The following is a 20,869-nucleotide window of genomic DNA, read 5'->3' as shown; positions in this document are numbered from 1 at the left end:
GCTGAACTCACGACAAGATGCAGAACACCTTGCGCACGGTCTCCTCGCTGACCCACGCGTTGGTGGCGCCCTTCGGTACGATCACCGTTTCTCCGGCCCGCACATGATGGCGGTCGCCCTGTTCAGCCTGCAGCGTCACCGAGCCTTCGAGGATAAACATCAGCTCGCTGTAACCGGGCTCGACCTGCTGGCGAGCGTACGCCTCGCATTGCCACAGCCCGATACGCAGGTGACCCGCGCTGAACAGGGTTTCACTCCAGGCTCTGGGCGTCGCGGTCAACAGCACACTGGCTGCCGGCGGGCTCGCTGGCGAAAGCGACTGAGACAAATCGATCTTGAGGGGACGGCTGGGCATTTGCGTAGAAGCTGAAAGCCCCGGAAACACCACGAACAGCCGGCGCAATTGTCCGTGATGTTGCCAGCGCACACGGACGCCACGGGGCATGACGAAGCAATCCCCCGCCGTCAGTTGCAGGTCGAAACCCTCCCCCTGCAAACGCAGTTCTCCGGCTTCAACCACACCCAGTTCAACCCAGGGAAATGCCTCGATCAGCTGGTTCGCACCGGTGCTGACGCTGCTGCCGGCGGCATAGCCCTGGACGGGGTCGTGGAAGTTGATGACCCGCCCGGCCGCCAGTGGATCGCCCTGCAGGGCGAACGCGGCGCAGGGCAATTGACGATCAGTGTGGGGGTGGGAGTAATGCAGAATCGGTGGCATACGCTTAACGCTCGCTCATCGGCCGATGATGTCTAGAAATTGCTGCCAGCCCGCCGCCAGGCGAACGCCCGGCGCCCGGAAGGCATGCAGAGGAATGGGGTTGAAATGCTCGCCCGCGAGCAAGCCGAGCTCGACCTTCTCGCCCGCCGTCATGGCGGCCAGTTGCTTGCCCATCCAGGTCGACATCGCGACCCCGCCACCGTTGTAGCCGATGGCGTAGTAGCTGCGCTCATCGAGCTGCCCGGCATGGGGAAGGTAATCCAGGGTCATGGCCACCAGGCCCGACCAGCGATAGGCGATGGGCTGGTGCCGCAGGATCGGGAAAACATCGCCCATGCTGCGCTGCAACGCGTCGAATGCGCTTTGTGAATCGCCTTTGCCGAACGCGCCCCGCCCACCAAAAATCAGGCGATCACCGATGACGCGGAACCAGCGCAACATGCGCTTGGTGTCGCCACACACCTGCCCGCCCGGCATGATCGCGGCGAGGGTATCCGGCGGCAGGGGTTGCGTGGCGATGATCGCGCTGCGAAACGGAATCAACCGTCGATGCAAGGTATCGGTGGCTCGGGTCTGGTCGGAATAACCGTTGGTGGCGTAGATCACTTGCCGGGCACTGACCCGCCCTTGCGGGGTCTGCACGATCACCCGGCCGCCTTCATGACGCACTTGCTCGGCCGGGCTGTTGATGAACATTTTCACACCATGCTCGACCAGGTGACGAGCCATGCCGCGCGCGTAATTCAAAGGGTGGATACCGCCGGCCTTGGGGGTCAGCAGGCCGCCGGCGAAAATCGTCGAGCCGGTCATTTCCCGCACCTGCTCGGCCGAGATCATCCGTGATGACGTACCGCCGGTTTCACGCTTGATCCAGTCGGCAGTCGACTCCAGCGCACCCAGCGCGTGGACGTTGTGCGCCGCGGCGATATGCCCACCCAGGTGCAGCTCGGCACCGGTCAGGCCAAGGGTTTCTACCATCTCCACCAGGCTATCCACCGCGGCATAACCGCTGTGGTACATCTGCAACGCCGTGTCGCGACCAAAGCGCGACATGAGCGCGGGAAAGCCCACCCGGAACTTCGGTGACACCACGCCGCCATTACGTCCGCTGGCGCCCCAGGCCAGGGTATTGGCCTCGACGATGAGGGGCTCGCGACCACTGCGGGCGATGTGATGGGCTGCCGAGAGGCCGGTGTAACCCGCACCGATGATCACCACGTCGCACTGCCGCTCGCCTTCCAGGGATTGCAGCGCAGGTGCCGGTTGGGCGGTGGCCGCCCATAAGCTCTGAACAGTCATGCCAGCCTCTCGACTCAATAGGGATAGGCGCTCGTGGCCAGGGCCCGAGCGCCGAGGGGATCAACCCAGCTCTTTCTCGACCGCGTCAGCCAATTGCGCCAACGAGGTGAAGTGGTAATGCGGTTCGGTGCGTTCCGATTCCAGGGTGCCACCGGTGCCTTTCTGGGCAAAACGACGCTCGATCCAGCAAGTCTGATAACCCAGGCGCATGGCCACGCCGATGTCGTGATACTGGCTCTGGGCAACGTGCAGGATGTGCTCGAACAGAATGCCCTGGGTCGCCAGCACACCCCGGGTGTAGGCAAAGAACTGCGGATCAGGTTTCTCGAAACGCACATCGTCGACGGTGACCCGTACGTCGAACGGCCGGTCGAGGGTTTCGGCCATGTAGTTCAGGGCCCAGATCTGCGAGTTGGTGGTGGCCACCAGTTTGAAGTGCTTGCGCAGGCGCTTGAGTGCTTCGACCGAATCAGGGAACGCCGGGAAGTTTTTCACCGCCTGCGCCAAGCCCTTGGCATAGTCATCGTTGTCCGGCAGCCCCAGCTTGGAAGCGATGACGTGGTAGCAACGCTCCAGGTCATCCGGCCACCAGCCCGAATCGGTGGAGGCGCGGGCCTCGCGATAGGCTTTGAGAATCTCGTCGTCGCTGCGAGCCTTGCCCGCTTCACCCGCGACTTCGCGGACATGGGCCAGGATTCCGGCTTCGAAATCGATCAGGGTACCGACAACGTCAAACGTCAGGGCTTTGAACTGCTTGAAAGACATAGGGCGCTCCGCAAGAAAAGTCATAAGGGTGAAACTGACTGGACAGGCCCATTATCTGCCCGCCTTCTCGCGAAATATTCTGTTATGCCCTACCCCAGAGGCATAACCTACTGTTTTTTTACTCGACGTGACGCACCTGTGCTCAACGGGTCGATTCCAGGGTCGCGAGCAACCCCAGATGCGGGTAAAGCGTGTCAATCCTGAGCATGTCCTCGCGCATCTCTTCGATGATCCAGTCACGCACGCTTTCCACGATCGGACGTACCTGACGGTTGGCCGGAACCACCAGGCAGCAACGCCGGGAATTGACTCGAAAGGCGTCCGTCGCCGGCACCAGCTCACCCTTGCACAAGGAGTTCGACACCACGTTCAACCACCCCAGCGCCATGCCCTGGCCCAACAAGGCGGCCTGGACCACCACGGCATAATCGGAGAACACCAGTGCATTGTCGGCGCGCCCCGGTGCCTCGAAAGCGGCGGCCCAGCCGCGATCCTGATTGTCCATGCTGATCAGCGTCGGCACTTGTTTTTTGCCTTTGCCCTGAACGACATCGGCCAGGTACTGGGCATTGCACACCGGCAGAGTAATTTCCGGAATCACCAGTGTATCCGTGGCTTTCAGGCTGCCGGCCTCCAGGTAGCGCATACCCAGGTCGACGTCCACCAGGGGCCCGCCGATCCGCCCGGACATCAATTGATAGCGCATGTCGACGGTGGGGAATCGCTGGCTGAAGCGACTCATGCGCGGCATCAGCCAATGGGTGGTGAACGCGGTGGACACCGACAGCGTCACGGTCTCGATCCCCGTCGCCCGGACTTCGATTTCACTGATTGCCGACTCGATGGTACTGAAGCCTTCCTGCACGCGGCGATACAAAATGCTGCCGCTCTCGGTCAGCCTCGCGCCGCCGCGAACACGCTCGAAAAGCTGCACGCCCAGGTGCTCTTCGAGCCGCGACAACATGCGGCTCACGGCCGGCTGGCTGACGCACAGTTCATCCGCCGCCCGGGTGAAGCTGCCACATCGGGCAGCCGCTTCGAAGACGAACAGGGAGCTGGAGCTGGGGACCTTGCGGCGAAGATTGGACATAACCTGATTTTATGCCTGGCACAACTATTAGTAAATTGTCCCGAACAAAATACCCCGCCTATTCTGGTGAGCGCCTGCGCAAGGCGATCCACGGCTATTCGGCGCGGCACTCCTCCCCTCACGAGACCCTCCCTGCTATGAACAACAACCTGAAGTTTTACATCGACGGCCGCTGGGTGGAGCCTCACAGCTTCGATCGGCTGCCGGTGATCAACCCCGCCACCGAGCAGGCATTCTGCGAAATTGCCATGGGCGACCTGACCGATGTCGAGTCTGCCGTCATGGCCGCCCGACGCGCCTTTCCAGCGTTCGCCCGGACTTCGCCGGCACAGCGTAAACGACTGCTACAGCGGGTTCTTGAGGTGTTCATGGCGCGCTACGATGACATCGCCGACGCCATCGTTCGGGAAGTCGGCGCCCCGAAAGCCTTGTCCCACGACTGGCAAGCCGGAATCGGCAGGCGTCACCTGGAGCAACTGCTGCGCACCCTCGACACCTTCGAGTTCCAGAAGTCCCGTGGCACCACGCTGATTGCCCATGAACCCGTGGGCGTGGTGGCGCTGATCACCCCCTGGAACTGGCCGATCAACCAGATCGTCTGCAAGGTCGCGCCGGCCCTGGCCGCCGGTTGCACCATGGTGCTCAAGCCGAGTGAAATCGCACCGATCAATGCCTTGCTGTTTGCCGAGGTCATGCACGAGGCCGGCGTACCGGCGGGGGTTTTCAACCTGATCAATGGCGATGGCCCGAGCGTCGGCGCCGCCCTCTCGGCCCATCCGCACGTGGACATGGTTTCGTTCACCGGCTCGACCCGCGCCGGGACGGAAATCGCGCGCCTGGCCGCACCGACGGTCAAGCGCGTACACCAGGAGCTGGGCGGTAAATCGGCCAACATTCTGCTCGACGACGTCGATCTGCAAGCTGCTGTGACTAGCGGTGTCGACAGTTGCTTTGGCAACAGCGGGCAGTCCTGCAACGCGCCGACGCGCATGCTGGTGCCGGCTGCCCGGCATGATCAGGCCGTGGACATTGCCCGCCGCGCCGCGCAAAAACACATCGTCGGCGCGCCCGATGCGGCCGCCACGACCATGGGCCCGGTGATCAGCGAGCGTCAGTACGACAGCATCCAGCGGATGATTGCCATTGGCATCGACGAAGGCGCACAGCTGGTGTGCGGCGGACCGGGTCGCCCTGATCACCTGCCCCGGGGTTATTACGTGCAGCCGACGATCTTCGCCAATGTCACCCAGGACATGACCATCGCCCGCGAGGAAATATTCGGTCCGGTGCTGGTCATCCAGGCCTACGAAGATGAAGCGCAAGCGGTCGAGATGGCCAACGACAGCGTGTTTGGCCTGGCCGCCTACGTTCAATCGGCGGACCGGGCGCGTGCTCGCCATGTCGCCCTGCAAATGCGTGCCGGCAGCGTCTACATCAACTATCCGGCTTGGGATTCCGGCGCGCCGTTTGGTGGCTACAAGCAATCGGGCAATGGTCGCGAATACGCGGAATGGGGGCTGGAGGCATTTCTGGAGGTCAAGGGAATTGTCGGCTGGGGGGCTTGATGCCCCCAAACGGACAGGCAAGCCGCTTTCTACAGCGGCGCTGCCACCTCGGCCTCGCCGCCCTGCACCTTCGCCTCGGCCTTGATCAGATCGGCCATGCGCTCGGCGATCATCAGGGTCGGGACGTTGGTGTTGGCGCAGGGAATCGAAGGCATCAGCGAAGCATCACACACACGCAGCCCGGCGACGCCGATCACGCGGCCATCACCGGTGGTGACAGCCAGCGGATCGTCGGCGCGCCCCATGCGGCAGGTGCCTGACGGGTGCCAGGTGCCGCCGACATTGCGCTGCACGAACTCGGTCAGGGCCTGGTCATCGGCGAGGAGTTTGTTCAGGGTGACGCCGTGCGTCACCAGGCCATGAATCAGCAAGCCCCGCAAGGGCCCGGCGATGTCCAGCAACAGGCTCAGGGCGCCGCGTTGCAGGGCATTGATCCAGCCCGGCATCGCAACCCTGGCCACACGTGGCGAGTAGCTCGATGGAAACACAACGGCACACTCTCGGTTCAAGGCTGGCGCCGATAACGTCTGGGCTCCAAAGCGCAACGCCTGCTTTAGGCGCTCGAGGTCGCGGCCATCGCTGAGCATGTCAAAGCGTACCTGCGGTTCGTCATAGGGATCGCTGGACGCCAAGCGCAGATGGCCACGGGAGTAGGATTTGTTGACCCAGAAAAACATCGTGCCCAATCGATAACCGATCGAATGCCAGCCTGATCGAGAAAGGATTGCACCGTGCATATCACAGGGCACCGTGTCGGCCAGCCCGGAGGAAAAACGCACGATGGCCTGTTCATGGTGCTCCTCGGGAAACGCCGTGCGACCTTCGCGGTTGAGCAGCGCAGACACCGCAATCGACGGATGCTCCATCAGGTTGGCGCCCACCCCGGGACGGTCCGCAACCGAAGCGATGCCCAGCGACGCCAGCTCATCCGCCGGGCCGATGCCACTGCGCAGCAGCACCGCAGGGCTGTGGATCGCACCGGCACAGACAATGACCTCACGCGCCAGCAAGGTCTCGACGACGCCCTGACGGTCGATAATCCTGGCGCCCGTCGCACGGCCCGCCTCGGTCAACACCCGATCCACCACGCAGCGGGTGCGCAGGCTCAGGTTCTTGCGTTGGCGCACCTCATCGGTCAGATAACACACCGAGGTGGGGATTCGCTCGCCCTGCTCGCTGACGCCAATGGCGCCGACAAACACGCCCTCCTCCCAGGCGCCATTCTGGTCGGCCTTGTGCTCGAGACCGCGCCCGCCCAGGACCTTCATCACACCCTTGACGAAAGGTGAAAGGCGCTCCGATGGCGTACGCCGGATCCTCACCGGGCCGTCGCTGCCATGCAGCGCCTGGTCCTGCGGGCGGCAGAAGTCGGTGTCGTTTTCCAGTTTGCGAAAGTACGGCAGGCAGGCTTGCCAACTCCAGCCCTCGGCGCCCAGCGCCTGCCATTCGTCATAGTCGGCCGGCGCGCCACGGTTGGTCATCAGGGCATTGATCGCCGAGCCGCCACCGAGGATCCGCGCCTGCTCGTAGCGCCGCGCGGCGCTGGCACGCTGGCCCATCAACGCGGTCAGGCGCTGCCAGATATTGCTGACATCCAGATAGGCGCGCCCCGGATACCGACTGCGTATCTCGGGGGGCATCGTCTGCTGGGAAATATCGCGCCCTGCCTCGATCAGGCACACCTGTTTGCCGGGGTCCTCGGAGAGCCGGGCGGCCAGCACGCAGCCGGCCGACCCACCGCCCAGAATCAAGTAATCGATCATGCCGACACCTTACTGAACGAACTTGAGCCAGCGATCCTTGGCGGCAATCCCTTCGGCGGAAGCCCACCACTCTTCCGACATCAGGGCTTGCCTGGCCGCGTTGTCCGGCGAGCTTGGCAGTTCCTTGGCCCGCTCGGCGGTGATTTTGCCCGTCGCGAACGCCGCCGGGTTACCCGGACCGTAGTCGATGTAGAGCGGCAGGTTGGCCTGCAGCTCAGGCGATACCGCTTCGTTGAGGAACTTCACGGCCGCCGCATAGTTAGGCGCATTTTTCAGGATGCACAGCTGGGTGTTTTGCAACAGACCGTCGTTGTAGGTGAAGGCCACGTCGGGGTTGCTCTTTTGCACGGCGCTGGCGCGGCCGTTCCAGATCATCAACATGTCGACTTCACCATCGGCGAGCAATTGCGCCGACTGACCACCCGAGGTCCACCATACGGCGATGTTCGGCTTGATCTGTTCCAGACGCTTGTAGGCACGGTCGACATCCAGCGGGTACAGCTTGTCGCGAGGCACGCCATCGGACAGCAGCGCCGCTTCCAGGGTGCTCATCGGGTCGTTACGCAAGGCACGCACGCCGGGGAAGTTCTTCACGTCCCAGAATTCAGCCCAGGTCTGCGGCACTTTTTTCAGGTTCTTCTTGTTGTAGCCAATGACCGACGAATAGAACTCGTAGGCCACCGAGTACGGTGTGCGATAGGCCGCCGGCATGTTCTGCACGTTTGGCAGCTTGCTCAGGTCCAGCGGTTCGATGAGCCCTTCCTTGCCGCCGCGCAGGCAGTTGGACGGTGGTGTATCGATCACGTCCCAGACCGGTTTCTTCGCCTCGCCCTGGGCCTTGACCATCGGCCAGGCATCGGGGGCGCTGTCCTGTTTGATGGTGATGTTCAGCCGCTTGGCCGCCGGATCCAGAATGGCCTTGGTCTGGGCCTCCTGGTAAGCACCGCCTTGGGAGACGAAGGTGATTTCCTCGGCCATGGCGGGCATCGCGCACGCCACCGAAAGACTCAACAGGGAAATGACGGAACCGAACACTTGAGCAACAGACAAGGTTTTCATGGCAAATCATCCTGGACGTAGATTAATTCGGCAGCGTTAAAACCTCGACTGAACACCCTGCACCCATGTGCTTTGCTCAGGTTTGATTTTATTGTTCGACCGAGCGGGACATTTCGACGTTACAAGAGCATGACACCCGGGGGCAATGCACGAATAGTCAGGACCACCATAACTTCAGATCATGCTTATTTCACCGAGCACCCGCCAGTGGCTTTCCCGTGCCACAGGCTCACTTGAGCGCGGCAAACGGCAAGCGCCTGGCCAGTTCCTGGGAGAGATACCGGGCGAATACCGAGATGCGTTGCGGAATATGCCGGCGGTGCTGATAGACCACGAAGATATCGGCCCTGGGGGCCTGGTAATCGCTCAGTACCGCGCGCAAGCGCCCGTTTTCCAGGTGTTCCTGAACATTCCAGCGCGAACGCAGGATCAGCCCATGCCCGTCCAGGGCCAGGCGTAACGCCACTTCTCCATCGTTGCTCGACAATGTACCGCTGACCTTGTGCGAGTAATCCTGGCCATCCTTGCTGAAACGCCAGATCGCGTAATCACTGCCGAACTGACGCAGCACAATGCAGTTATGCCGGACCAGATCCCCCACCCCTGTCAGCTCAGGCATAGCTTCAAGGTATTGTGGAGAGGCACAGAGAATGCGCGGGTTTTCCAGCAGGCGCATCGCGATCAGACGCGAATCGGGCGGCTCCCCCATGCACACGCTGAGGTCGAACTGATCGTCCAGCAGGCTGGAAGGCTGGCTGGACAGCTCCAGAGAAAGCTCCAGCTCCGGGTGCAACCGGGCGAAACTGGAGACCACCGGCGCCAGGTGCTGCCGGCCGAAACCCAGGGTGCCGTTGATCCGCAAACGCCCCTGCAAGGTCGGTTGCCGACTGTTGAGCGCACTCTCCAGCTCCTCCAGTTGCCGCAGGATCGGTCGCCCGCCTTCCAGGTACAAGGTCCCTTCCGGCGTCAGCGACAACCGGCGGGTGGTGCGCTGCAGCAACTGCACCCCCAGCCGTGCTTCAAGCTGGCTCAAGCGTTTGCTCACCGCCGGCAACGACAGGCCGAGGTGGCGCGCCACTTCGGTCAGACTGCCGCGCGTCGCCACCTGCTGGAAGAAGCTCAAGTCATCGATCATCGCCACGGATTGTTTCCTTAAAACTAAGAATGGCTTTCACTCAAGGCTAATTATTAATACAGGGCTACTGCATACACTGGCAATCAGTCCACATCAATCCCAGGAGTCGAATCCATGAGCAAAACCAAGTACAAAATTGCAGTGATCCCCGGCGACGGCATCGGCAAGGAGGTCATGCCCGAAGGCGTGCGCGTCCTCGACGCCGTGGCCGCCAAACACAACCTGGAGCTGCAGTGGGACTGGTTCGATTTTGCCAGCGCCGATTACTACGTGGCCCACGGCAAAATGATGCCCGACGACTGGTTCGAGATTCTCAAGGGCTACGACGCGATCTACTTCGGCGCAGTAGGTTGGCCAGACGTCGTGCCTGACCACATCTCCCTGTGGGATTCGTTGTTGCAGTTCCGCCGTGAATTCGACCAGTACGTGAACCTGCGCCCGTGCCGCCTGATGCCGGGCGTCAAGGCGCCGCTGGCCAATCGCAAGCCCGGTGACATCGATTTCTGGGTCGTACGGGAAAACACCGAAGGTGAATACTCCAGCGTGGGCGGCAAGATGTTTCCCGGCACCGACCGGGAGATCGTGTTGCAGGAGACCGTCATGACCCGCGTCGGCGTCGACCGCATCCTCAAGTTCGCCTACGACCTGGCCCAGAGCCGGCCGAAGAAACACCTCACCTCGGCCACCAAATCCAACGGCATCGCCATCACCATGCCGTACTGGGATGAGCGCGTCGCCGAGATGGGCAAGCAGTTTCCTGATGTGAAGGTCGACAAGTACCACATCGACATTCTCACCGCGAACTTCGTCCTGCACCCGGACTGGTTCGACGTGGTGGTCGCCAGCAACCTGTTCGGCGACATCCTTTCCGATCTCGGCCCCGCCTGCACCGGCACCATCGGTATTGCGCCGTCTGCCAACATCAACCCGGAGCGCAATTTCCCGAGCCTGTTCGAGCCCGTGCACGGTTCGGCGCCAGACATCGCCGGCAAGGGCATCGCCAACCCGATCGGACAAATCTGGTGCGGCGCGATGATGCTCGAACACCTCGGCCACCCGCAGGCAGGCGCGGCGGTGTTGACCGCGATCGAAACAGTATTGTCCATGGGGCCGGAACACGCGCCATTGACTGCCGATATCGGCGGCAAAGGCAACACCGAAGCCTTGGGCAAGGCCATTGCCGCTGCTGTCTGACGCGGCCAATAACGCGCAATCTTCCGTTCGCGGGCCGTAAAACGGAAGATTGTTGCGCCTGACTTTGACATTGTGTGAACACCTTTACAGCGCTTGCGAGAGCCCCATGACCCTGTTGTTCAAAGTCGACGATGCCCGTGGCTGCGCCTGGAAATCGCTGTTCGAAAAACACGCGCCGGACATCGAAGTACGTTTCTGGCCGGACATCGGCGACCCATCGCAAGTGCGCTACTTCGCCGCCTGGCAACCGCCACGGCAGCTGCATGAACGCTTCCCGAACCTGGAAGTGATCTTCGCCACCTCGGCGGGCGTGGATCAATTTGACCTCGGCGAGTTGCCGGACCACATCCAGGTCGTGCGCATGCTCGACCCCGGCATCGCTCAAGGCATCATCGAGTACGCCTGCTTCGCGGTGTTGAGCCTGCATCGCCAGATCCCGCTTTACCTGCATCAGCAACAGGCCGGCCGCTGGCGGGACCATGCGCTGACCCCGGCAGCGCACCGTCGCGTCGGCGTCATGGGCCTGGGCAACCTGGGGGTCGCGGTGCTGCAAAGCCTGCGTGCGTTCAACTTCCAGCTGCATGGCTGGGCACGCTCGCAAAAATGCATCGACGGCGTGCAATGCCACGCCGGAGACGACCAGCTCCAGACATTTCTCAAACAGTGCGACATTCTAATCTGCCTGTTGCCCCTGACCGACAAGACGCGCGGCATACTAAACGCCAAGGCACTGGCCGCACTGCCAAAAGGTGCGAGTCTTATAAACCTGGGCCGGGGCGGTCATCTCAAGGAAGATGATCTACTTCAAGCGCTGGATAGTGGACAACTGAGCCACGCCATTCTCGATGTGCTCAACGAGGAACCGCCATCGCCGAATCACAAATTCTGGCGGCACCCGCAAGTTTGGCTGACGCCGCACATTGGCGCTATGACGGCACCGCACAGCGCGTTTGAGGGACTGTTGGCCAATATCAGACGTCATCAGGTCGGCGAGCCGCTACAAGGCCTGATCAAGCGCGATCACGGCTACTGAGGCTGTTTACAGGCGCTTAGGGAGTGGGTGATCCAGTTATGAATGCCGCCTGGATAATGCGCGGTACCTGAGCGCTTCAGGCCTTCGGCGTCGTGGATGACGCATCATTGGTGAATAAAGCTCAGCACTGCATCAATAGCTCACCGGCTAATCAATTAAAAAATAGCCTGTAGAATATCCTCATACCGACAACAAAATCATTCTGGATATCGAACAGGCATCTTAGTCCTTGCCGTCCTCGATAATCTTGCGTTATCTGCAGATAACACTAATGAGTGCACGCTCCCAAGCCCATGCACTATTAGACTCAAACAGCCTACTTAAATACTTATCTATTCAACGGCTCAGAACAAGCTTATAGCTATTCTCGCCCCCAGAGAACTCAGGACACTTATGAACATTGCAAAACTTACGGCCTCTATCATCTTAATCGCCGGCCTGGCTGGCTGTGCGACTGAAATTCCGAAGCTCAAGGATGGCGAATCCATTGTCAATCTCCAAGAGCAGATCGGTGATGAAATGCTGGCCCGGCGCCTGGATACGCAACGCGCAGAGAACCTGACTTATTTCAAAGTATCGCCCGGCCCGCATACGATGGAGCTCGGCATTGTTACCAAGAGCTATCAGGAAAGCCAACACCGCTGTATCGCTACCCTCTCCTATGATAATTTTTTACCGAATGAACATTACACGCTGCTGGAAAGCAGTGCAGGCAGGGAAGTAAAGATTGAATTGATCGACAGTAAAGGCAACACTTTGGCTCAAACTGACAAAGTGCCCTGCTTGTAATCATTCGCCCGGCAAATAACCGTGCGGCGCCACCCATCAGTACGTAAATATCATGGTAGTGTCAGTCAACACTAAAACAAGAACGCCCGGCCTACCGCCGGGCGTTTTTGTTTAGTCGTCATTCTTAGAGTTTTTGCGCGCCTCGCGCGTTCCATCCGCCACCCAGTGCACGGTACAGGTTCACTTCAGCCTGCAACTGCGCAAGGCGATCGTTGATCAGCCTTTGTTGGTTGCTGAACAGCGAGCGCTGCGCGTCCAAAAAGGTCAGGTTGCTGTCCACACCGATTCGATAACGACGCTCGGCAAGCCGATAGTAATCCTGACTGGCGTTGACGAGGTCATTCTGTGCCTGCAACTGATCGACGTAGGTCTTGCGTGCGGTCAATCCGTCGGAGACTTCCTGGAAAGCCGTCTGGATGGCTTTCTCGTAGTTGGCCACGCCAATATCCTTCTGAATCTTCGCGTAATCCAGGCTGGCGCTTAACGCGCCTGCGTTGAAAATCGGCAGACTGATATTAGGGATAAACGTCCAACTGCCTGAGCCGCTCTTGAAAAGCCCATCCAGATTTGCGCTCGAGGTGCCAGCATTTGCCGTAAGGCTGATGCTGGGGAAGAACGCCGCCCGCGCCGCGCCGATGTTAGCGTTAGCGGCCAAGAGCGAATGCTCGGCGGCAAGGATGTCGGGCCGACGGGCGAGCAGATCACTTGGCAGACCGGCCGGTACGCTGGCGAGCAGATCGCCATTCAAGGGCTGGGGCTCGGGCAAATCAGCGGGCAGTCCTGTGCCGAGAAGAAGCACCAACGCATTCTCATCTTCTGCCACTCGGCGCTGGTAGGTTGCCAGGCTCGCCCGCGCACCTTGCACCGATGTACTCGCCTGTGCGAGATCAAGCGCCGAAGCCACACCCACCTGATTGCTCCGTGTGGTCAGACGCAAGCTTTCCTCATAAGCGCCCAACGTATTCTCGGTGAGCTTGAGCAACTCACGGTCAGCTTGCCAGGTGAGGTAGGCATTGGCCACGCTCGCAACGATGCTGATCTGGGTCGAGCGTCGGGCCTGAGCGGTGGAGAGATAATTTTCCAATGCCTGCTGACTGAGACTGGCGATGCGACCAAACAGATCCAGTTCGTATGAACTCATTCCCAGATTGACGTCATATTGGCTGGAAATACTGGCCTGACCGGGCTGCGCCTGAGCGCTTGGCAGTCGCTGCCGTACTCCGCTGGCGTTGGCGTCAATCGCCGGAAACAAGTCAGCTCTCTGGATCCGGTATTGCGCTCGATAAGCACCAATGTTCAGTGCCGCGACCTTCAGGTCGCGATTATTGATCAAGGCAGTCTGGATCAATCGCTGCAGTGCCGGATCGTGGAAAAACTCACGCCACCCCTGCTCCACAGCGGCCTGGTCGGCAGCGAAGGTCGCCTGATAAGCAGGACCCTGCGGATATTGCGCAGCAACCGGTGCCTGCGGTCGCTGATACTCAGGGATCAGCGAGCAACCACTCAGAACAGCGGCGCTGATCGCGAGACCGATTAGAGAGCGAGTCATTGGCCTGCCTCCTCACGCATAGCTGTTTCGTCCTGCTTCTTGCGGCTGCCTTTAAACAAGGTCGAAACGGAAACGAAAAACAGCGGAACCCAAAAAATCGCCAGTACGGTGGCCGTTATCATGCCGCCGATCACCCCCGTGCCGATGGCGTGTTGACTGCCAGAGCCGGCTCCGCTGGAAATCGTCAGTGGCAGTACGCCGAGGATAAAGGCCAGGGACGTCATCACGATCGGACGCAGACGCATACGGCATGCCTCAATCGTCGCTTCAAGCAACGGTTTACCTTTTTCATTCAACTCCTTGGCAAACTCGACGATCAGGATCGCATTCTTTGCCGCCAACCCCACTGTCACCAACAGACCCACCTGGAAAAACACATCGTTGGAAAGTCCCCGCAATGCCGTGGCCATCAGCGCGCCAATTACCCCAAGAGGCACGACCAGGATGACCGCAATCGGTATCGACCAGCTTTCATAGAGTGCCGCCAGACAAAGAAACACTACGAGAATCGACAATGCATACAAAGCAGGCGCTTGTGAACCTGAAAGACGCTCCTCATAGGACAACCCGTTAAACGAAATGCCTACGCCGGGCGGCAGCTGTGCTGCAATTCGCTCGACTTCCGCCATCGCCTGGCCAGAGCTGTAACCCGGCGCGGGAGTCCCGAGAATTTGCTCGGCAGGGACGCCGTTATAGCGTGACAGTTTTGGTGAGCCGAAGACCCACTCGGCACTCGCAAATGCCGAGAACGGGACCATTTGACCTTGATTGTTACGCACGAACCATTTGCTCAGATCCTCTGCGGTGCTGCGCGAGTCAGGTTGGCCCTGTACGTAAACCCGTTTGACTCGGCCGCGATCAACGAAGTCGTTCACATAACTGCTGCCGTATGCCACTGACAGCGTGGTGTTAATATCGGTCAGAGAAATGCCCATCGCTCGCGCGCGCTCGTCGTCGATGGTCAGATGGTACTGTGGCTCGTCGGCCAATCCGTTGGGGCGAACGCCGGCAAGGACCGGGCTCTGGGCTGCCAACTCAAGAAACTTGCTGCGCGCTTCCATGAGTTTTTGATGACCTACGCTGTCTTGGTCCTGCAAGTAGAAATCGAAGCCGGTGGCGTTACCCAACTCCAGAACCGATGGCGGAACCACTGCATATACCAGGGCGTCACGGTACTTCAGGAACTCTTGCTGGGCACGCTGGGCAATCTTGAACACAGTATTGTCACTGTCTCGTTCATCCCATGGCTTCAAATTGACGAATGCGATCCCTGAGTTCTGCCCGCGTCCGGCAAAGTTGAAGCCGTTAACAGTGAAGACTGTAGCAACGGCCTTACCCTCTCCGTGCTCTTTGTCCAGTAGGTATTGAGTCATGCGATCAAGCACTTTTTGCGTGGTCTCAGCCGAGCTGTTGGCCGGTGTCTGCACCTGCGTAAAGATCAAACCCTGATCCTCATCAGGCAGGAACGAGGTCGGTATCCGGGCGAACATCCAGATCGTGCCGGCGACGATTACCAGGTAAACCATAAAGCCCGGCATCTTATGCCGAATGATCTGTCCTACGCCCTGCTCATACCCGTTGATGCAGGCATCGAACTTTCTGTTGAACCATCCAAAAAAACCGCGCTTGGGCTGGCCATGTTTCGTCGGATCGATTGGTTTGAGCAGTGTGGCGCAAAGCGCCGGCGTGAATACCAGGGCAACAAATACCGAAAGCGCCATCGCCGATACGATAGTGATCGAGAACTGCCGATAGATCACGCCAGTGGAGCCACCAAAAAAAGCCATGGGCAACAGCACCGCCGAGAGCACCAAGGCAATCCCCACCAGCGCACCCTGAATCTGTCCCATCGATTTGCGCGTGGCTTCCCTGGGTGAAAGGTGTTCCTCCGCCATCACCCGCTCGACGTTTTCAACCACCACAATCGCATCGTCGACGAGTAATCCGATCGCCAGGATCATCCCGAACATGGTCAAGGTATTGATGGAGAAGCCGGCCGCTGCGAGGACACCGAACGTACCCAACAACACAACGGGCACTGTCAAAGTCGTAATGATGGTGGCGCGCAGATTTTGCAAAAACAGCAGCATGACCAGAAAGACCAGCACCACCGCCTCGCCCAGCGTATGCATCACCCCGCTGATGGATTCGGTGACGACCGGCGTCGTGTCATACGGGTACACAGCTTCAATCCCGGCCGGGAAGAATGGTTTCAGTCGGTCCACCGTGGCGCGAATGGCCTTGGCGGTATCAAGGGCATTGGCGCCGGTGGCCAAGCGAATGGCGATACCCGAGGCAGGCTTGCCATTGGCTTGGGCGTTGATGCTGTAGTTTTCGCCGCCCAAACTGATATCAGCCACATCACTCAGACGCACCTGGGAGCCGTCGCTATTGACCTTAAGCAAAATGTCACCGAATTGCTCGGAGGTCTGCAGCCGCGTCTTGCCGATGATAGTTGCGGTAAACACCGTACCCTTGCGCGCCGGAAGTCCACCAATCGTGCCCGAAGCCACCTGCACGTTCTGGGCCTCGATCGCCTCGGTTACGTCGACTGGCGTCAACTGGAACTGGTTCAGTTTGGCCGGGTCCAGCCAGACTCGCATGGCGTATTGCGTACCCCAGATCTGAAAGTCACCAACGCCTGAAGTCCTCGAAATCGGGTCCTGGATATTTGAGACGATGTAGTTGGATAGATCCTCCTTGGTATGTTTTCCATCGGTTGAAACCAGGCCAATGAACATCATGAAGTTTTGTTGGAATTTTGTGACACGAAGCCCTTGCTGCTGCACTTCACGCGGCAACAGCGGCGTGGCCAGATTCAGCTTGTTCTGCACTTGAACCTGGGCAATATCCGGGTTGGTGCCCTGGTTGAAGGTCACGATGATTCGCATGCTGCCATCAGCATTACTCTCCGAAGAGATGTAGCGCAGATTGTCGATGCCGTTCATCTGCTGCTCGATTACTTGCACGACCGTATCTTGCACTGTCTGTGCGGAAGCACCGGGGTAAGAGACCTGAATCGCGACCGCGGGTGGTGCAATGTCAGGGTATTGATTGATCGGCAACTTGAGGATCGACAATGCCCCCACGAGCATGATGATCAGTGCAAGCACCCACGCGAAGATCGGTCTATCAATAAAATACTTCGACATCGTCTACTCCGCCTTAGCGCTGGTGTTTACCGCTACAGGAGCTCTGTTCGCCTCATCTGTCATCGCTTCCTGAGCGACTACGGTGACGCCCGGCTTGATGAACTGAAGCCCTTCGACGATGATTTTGTCCCCGGCGCTCAAACCGCTTTCCACCAGTACATTCGCACCGACGGTGCGGCCCACCTTGAGCTCACGTTGCTCGACTTTGTTATCTGAGGTAACGACCATGGCGGTCGGCGTTCCTTTGAGATCCCGAGTCACGCCAATCTGCGGTGCAAGAATGGCCTGTTCGGCAACTCCCTTCTGCAACCGTGCATGTACAAAAATCCCGGGAAGCAGCAAGTGATCCGGGTTGGGGAAGACCGCGCGCAGGGTGACCGAGCCGGTGGCTTCGTCCACCGAAACTTCCGAAAATTCCAGAGAGCCCGGCAGGGGATATTGGCTACCATCCTGAAGTGTCAGGCTGACTTTCGCAGCCTTGTCAGCGGATTTCTGCAACTGCCCGCTTTCCAGAGCCCGACGTAGCTTAAGCACCTCGCCATACGGCTGAGTGACATCGACATAGATGGGATCGAGCTGTTGGATGATCGCAAGCGGAGCCGCCTGGCCATTGGAGACGAGCGCACCTTCGGTCACAGCGGAACGTCCGATCCGTCCACTGATGGGAGCAAACATTTTGGTGTATCTCAGGTTGATCTGGGCGCCCTTGACTTGGGCCTCCGCCTGCATCTGCTGAGATCGGGCGGTGTCGTACTCCTGCCTGCTCACCGCTTGCTCGTCAATCAGTTGCCGATACCGAGTGCTGAGCGATCGAGATTGCTCCAGACTGGCCTGCGCGCTGGCGAGCGCCACCTCGTAAGTCGACGGATCGATCTGATAAAGCTGCTGACCAGCCTTGATATCTGCACCTTCCTTGAACAAGCGTTTCAAGACGATGCCATCCACCTGCGGCCGAACCTCGGCGAGGCGATAGGCACTGGTACGCCCAGGCAGGTCGTTAAACAGAGTCACAGCCTGGGGTTTCAGAGTCACCACGCTGACTTGAGGTGCTTGCGCCGGGGTAGCGGCAGTTTGCTTCTTGTTGCATCCACTGAGCATCGTGGCAAAAGCAATGGCGGTTACCAAAGCAGGAAAGATAGGCTTGAATGGCATAATGTCCTCGAACACAGCGCTGAAAAAATGCGCGCAGGAGTTTGCAAACTGCCGCAGCACAGGCTGAAACAGCTGCTGGTGGCAATGGAAGAAAGAGTTCGGCAAGTACGCGCAAGAGGCGCGGTGCGAGATCAAGCTTATTGGCCGGGTTAATAACCCGATGAGCCAATGCGCTGCGCATTGGATTGTTATGTGGCCATGCTAACAATCGAGATGCCTGGGGATTAGCCCACCTTTACTGAAATCACCAATGAGGGATATTCAGCAATAAAATGTTTTCAATGTTTTGCGGCATTTCGACAATGCTCTATATCGAGTAATCAGCACATCATTGCATGGCAATTAGTGAGTTTGGGTCAGGTCTGACTCAAGTGCTTTGTTACACTTATGCGAACCCAACACCAGCAGGACCGTCAACTCCAGACCTCTGCTGTTCAGACGCAAAAGTGCTCCGAGAACAACTCGATTCAAGCCGATCGTTTTCGTGAATCGTTGAAGCCCGCAACTTCAAACTCGCCCCCGCTCGCCCGTGCATGACCGCTTGCATCTCCCCAAGCACCGCCATCGCTACGCTTTCTGGTGTGTCTCCACCTATGTCCAAACCCATGGGGTAGTGCAATCGGTCACGCGCAGGCAGTTGATCTGTCTGTCTGATTATTTCATCAAGCAAACGCTCGGTCCGGGCACGCGGTCCAAGCTGACCGATGTAACGGGGGTTTCCTTGCAATGAGCCTTTCAACCAATGAGCATCCTGGCTGATGCTATGGGACATCACCGCGACAAATGCTCCCTCCACTAACTCCAGAAACTCGAAAGATTCGCCGATATGGGCGTTCAATACCGAATCCGCCTCGGGAAAACGTTCCGGGCGGGCGAAATGGGAACGGCTATCAATAACTGTGACATGCCAGCCGAGGATTTTCGCCATACGCACCAGCGGTTGCGCATCATGACCGGCACCAAAAATTATCACTCTCGGTGCGGGAGCGATGTACTCAAGAAACACTTCTATCTCTGTAGGACCCTCGGCGTAGTGCTGAAGCGAAGACTTTTGCCGATCGAGGGTGAGACGCAGATCCGCGGCAATTCGCTCATTCAGTCCAGGATGGTGGAGGCCTCCGAGGGGCGCAGCACCAGGTTCCAGGAACACGCGGTTTCCGACATCTGCTCGGCTGTTGCGCGAGCACGCTATCACTGTGGCGATTGCCACGGGTATTTGCTTGTTCCTGACATTGCGCAACGCATCAAGCAGAGCACATTGCTTTTGTGCTGGTATTCGCTCAAACAAGACATACACTTTACCGTTGCAGCCCAGCCCGAAACCGAGCGCGTCTTCACCACCCTCTTCGTCTGTAGCCTCGGCAGTGCTGTAGCTACGAATCACCGGGCCCGTCTCACTCAACCACCAGGCTTTTCGTACTACGTCACCCTCCAGACAGCCGCCACTGATAGTGCCCTCGGGACGCCCATATTGCGACACGAGCATGCGCGCACCCGGACGGCGATAAGCTGAACCCTCGACTTTCACAACAGTGGCGAGTACAGACTCCCGGGCCTCGATTTGTTCGCATTCGATGACGTCAAGCAATGCGTTCAAGCTGGACATATCAGACTTCTCTCCCCAAATCGAATCAGTCAAAACTACTGGCCACCGCCAACTATCCAAGCGGGCGCAGCTCTTTGATCAACTCAATCAGCAAACGTAGAGCAATGGGCACTTGCCGGTAGCTTGAGTAATAGATATGGAAACCTGGACCTTCACTGACCCAATCCTCTAAAGCCATTTGTAAAATCCCTTCCGCGACCAGCGGCGCAACAATGGGTTCGGCACAGTAGGTCAGCCCCGCTCCTCGGGTGACCATGGCGAGCATCATCCGCGTTTCATCCAGCACGACACTTCCAGACACTGGAATCTCTAATTTTTCCCCCTCCTTCTCGAACTCCCAGTTGTACATCCGACCGTTGCCTAGCCGGAACCTTAAACAACTGTGCTGCTTCAGATCCTCTGGATGCAGCGGCGTGCCACATCTTTCGAGGTAATCGGGGGCTCCGACCACGACCCATCGAACAGGGGGCGAAAGGCTTTGGGCAATCATGCCTTCAGGTACTGTAGCGCCATACCTGATCCCGGCGTCAAAGCCTCCTTCTACGATATCCACCATGCTGTTGGTCGTTGAGACTTCGACTTCGATATCGGGATAACGATGGGCAAATGTCGATAACACGGGGGCCAACAAAAGGAGCGCCGCGTCACTGAAAACATTCAGGCGTATGCGACCCGTGGGCTCGTCACGAAACTTATTCAACAACTCAATGGCCTGATCAATTTTGTCGACCGGTTCGCTTATCAACGCCAGCAGTTCCTGACCGGCTGCCGTCAGCGTGACGCTTCGAGTCGTGCGATTGAGCAAACGTACACCCAGTCTCGCCTCCAGCCCTTTGATCGCATGGCTTAGCGCAGATGCGCTGATCCCTACTTCAACGCCCGCGCGGCTGAAGCTTAAATGGCGGGCGACGGCTAGAAAGTAGATAAAATCGCCAAAGTTGGCACGGGTCAGCTGCATTAGTTCTCTGCCGTTAGTGTGAAACGTGTGAACACAGGACCG

General features: G+C 59.0%; 16 protein-coding genes. 4 read left to right on the top strand and 12 right to left on the bottom strand.

What is annotated here, in order from left to right; genetic code table 11:
• Positions 1-7 precede the first annotated feature (7 nt).
• The 4 genes from AC4IHP_RS06075 to AC4IHP_RS06060 form a co-directional block, all read right to left on the bottom strand.
• The gene (locus tag AC4IHP_RS06075; protein ID WP_490831169.1) at positions 8-718 is read right to left on the bottom strand and encodes a cupin domain-containing protein; all 711 of its coding nucleotides are present in this window, start codon (positions 716-718) and stop codon (positions 8-10) included.
• A gap of 15 nt (positions 719-733) precedes the next feature.
• Positions 734-2,017: an NAD(P)/FAD-dependent oxidoreductase gene (locus tag AC4IHP_RS06070; RefSeq protein WP_490831168.1), complete on the bottom strand. Its 1,284-nt coding sequence runs from the start codon at positions 2,015-2,017 to the stop codon at positions 734-736.
• Between the two features lie 60 nt (positions 2,018-2,077).
• Positions 2,078-2,782, bottom strand: coding sequence for an HAD-IA family hydrolase (locus AC4IHP_RS06065; protein WP_490831167.1), 705 nt, complete (start codon positions 2,780-2,782; stop codon positions 2,078-2,080).
• A gap of 142 nt (positions 2,783-2,924) precedes the next feature.
• Positions 2,925-3,872, bottom strand: a complete 948-nt coding sequence (locus AC4IHP_RS06060; protein WP_490831166.1) for a LysR family transcriptional regulator — start codon at positions 3,870-3,872, stop codon at positions 2,925-2,927.
• A gap of 137 nt (positions 3,873-4,009) precedes the next feature.
• Here AC4IHP_RS06060 and AC4IHP_RS06055 point away from each other — a divergent pair, with 137 nt between their 5' ends.
• The gene (locus AC4IHP_RS06055) at positions 4,010-5,437 is read left to right on the top strand and encodes an aldehyde dehydrogenase family protein (RefSeq protein WP_490831165.1); all 1,428 of its coding nucleotides are present in this window, start codon (positions 4,010-4,012) and stop codon (positions 5,435-5,437) included.
• A 29-nt stretch (positions 5,438-5,466) separates the two neighbouring features.
• On the opposite strand, the gene AC4IHP_RS06050 is transcribed toward AC4IHP_RS06055, so the two are convergent.
• The 3 genes from AC4IHP_RS06050 to AC4IHP_RS06040 form a co-directional block, all read right to left on the bottom strand.
• Positions 5,467-7,200, bottom strand: a complete 1,734-nt coding sequence (locus tag AC4IHP_RS06050) for a GMC family oxidoreductase (protein ID WP_490831164.1) — start codon at positions 7,198-7,200, stop codon at positions 5,467-5,469.
• 9 nt (positions 7,201-7,209) lie between these two features.
• Entirely contained in the window at positions 7,210-8,259 is a 1,050-nt protein-coding gene (locus AC4IHP_RS06045) for an ABC transporter substrate-binding protein (RefSeq protein ID WP_490831163.1), read from the bottom strand.
• Between the two features lie 229 nt (positions 8,260-8,488).
• Positions 8,489-9,400, bottom strand: a complete 912-nt coding sequence (locus AC4IHP_RS06040; protein ID WP_490831162.1) for a LysR family transcriptional regulator — start codon at positions 9,398-9,400, stop codon at positions 8,489-8,491.
• Positions 9,401-9,508: 108 nt separating this feature from the next.
• Here AC4IHP_RS06040 and AC4IHP_RS06035 point away from each other — a divergent pair, with 108 nt between their 5' ends.
• The 3 genes from AC4IHP_RS06035 (at position 9,509) to AC4IHP_RS06025 (ending at position 12,410) form a co-directional block, all read left to right on the top strand.
• The gene (locus tag AC4IHP_RS06035; protein WP_490831161.1) at positions 9,509-10,588 is read left to right on the top strand and encodes a tartrate dehydrogenase; all 1,080 of its coding nucleotides are present in this window, start codon (positions 9,509-9,511) and stop codon (positions 10,586-10,588) included.
• Between the two features lie 106 nt (positions 10,589-10,694).
• Complete coding sequence (locus AC4IHP_RS06030; RefSeq protein WP_490831160.1) at positions 10,695-11,621, top strand: 2-hydroxyacid dehydrogenase; 927 nt, start codon at positions 10,695-10,697, stop codon at positions 11,619-11,621.
• 393 nt (positions 11,622-12,014) lie between these two features.
• Positions 12,015-12,410, top strand: coding sequence for a PA0061/PA0062 family lipoprotein (locus tag AC4IHP_RS06025; protein ID WP_490831159.1), 396 nt, complete (start codon positions 12,015-12,017; stop codon positions 12,408-12,410).
• A 124-nt stretch (positions 12,411-12,534) separates the two neighbouring features.
• Here the strand turns inward: AC4IHP_RS06025 and adeC are convergent, their stop codons facing one another.
• The 5 genes from adeC to AC4IHP_RS06000 all read right to left on the bottom strand — a co-directional run bounded on the left by adeC (position 12,535) and on the right by AC4IHP_RS06000 (position 20,827).
• Positions 12,535-13,959: an AdeC/AdeK/OprM family multidrug efflux complex outer membrane factor gene (gene adeC, locus AC4IHP_RS06020; RefSeq protein ID WP_490831158.1), complete on the bottom strand. Its 1,425-nt coding sequence runs from the start codon at positions 13,957-13,959 to the stop codon at positions 12,535-12,537.
• Entirely contained in the window at positions 13,956-17,111 is a 3,156-nt protein-coding gene (locus AC4IHP_RS06015; protein ID WP_490831157.1) for an efflux RND transporter permease subunit, read from the bottom strand. Before AC4IHP_RS06015 ends, adeC begins: the two co-directional genes overlap by 4 nt.
• Positions 17,112-17,114: 3 nt before the next feature.
• Positions 17,115-18,263, bottom strand: coding sequence for an efflux RND transporter periplasmic adaptor subunit (locus AC4IHP_RS06010; protein ID WP_490831236.1), 1,149 nt, complete (start codon positions 18,261-18,263; stop codon positions 17,115-17,117).
• Positions 18,264-18,648: 385 nt separating this feature from the next.
• Positions 18,649-19,869, bottom strand: a complete 1,221-nt coding sequence (locus AC4IHP_RS06005; RefSeq protein WP_490831235.1) for an XdhC family protein — start codon at positions 19,867-19,869, stop codon at positions 18,649-18,651.
• Between the two features lie 52 nt (positions 19,870-19,921).
• Positions 19,922-20,827: a LysR family transcriptional regulator gene (locus AC4IHP_RS06000; RefSeq protein WP_405123623.1), complete on the bottom strand. Its 906-nt coding sequence runs from the start codon at positions 20,825-20,827 to the stop codon at positions 19,922-19,924.
• Between the last annotated feature and the right edge of the window lie 42 nt (positions 20,828-20,869).

The organism is Pseudomonas sp. UF-293 (assembly GCF_058245595.1).
This window is presented reverse-complemented; position numbering and strand designations above follow the sequence as displayed.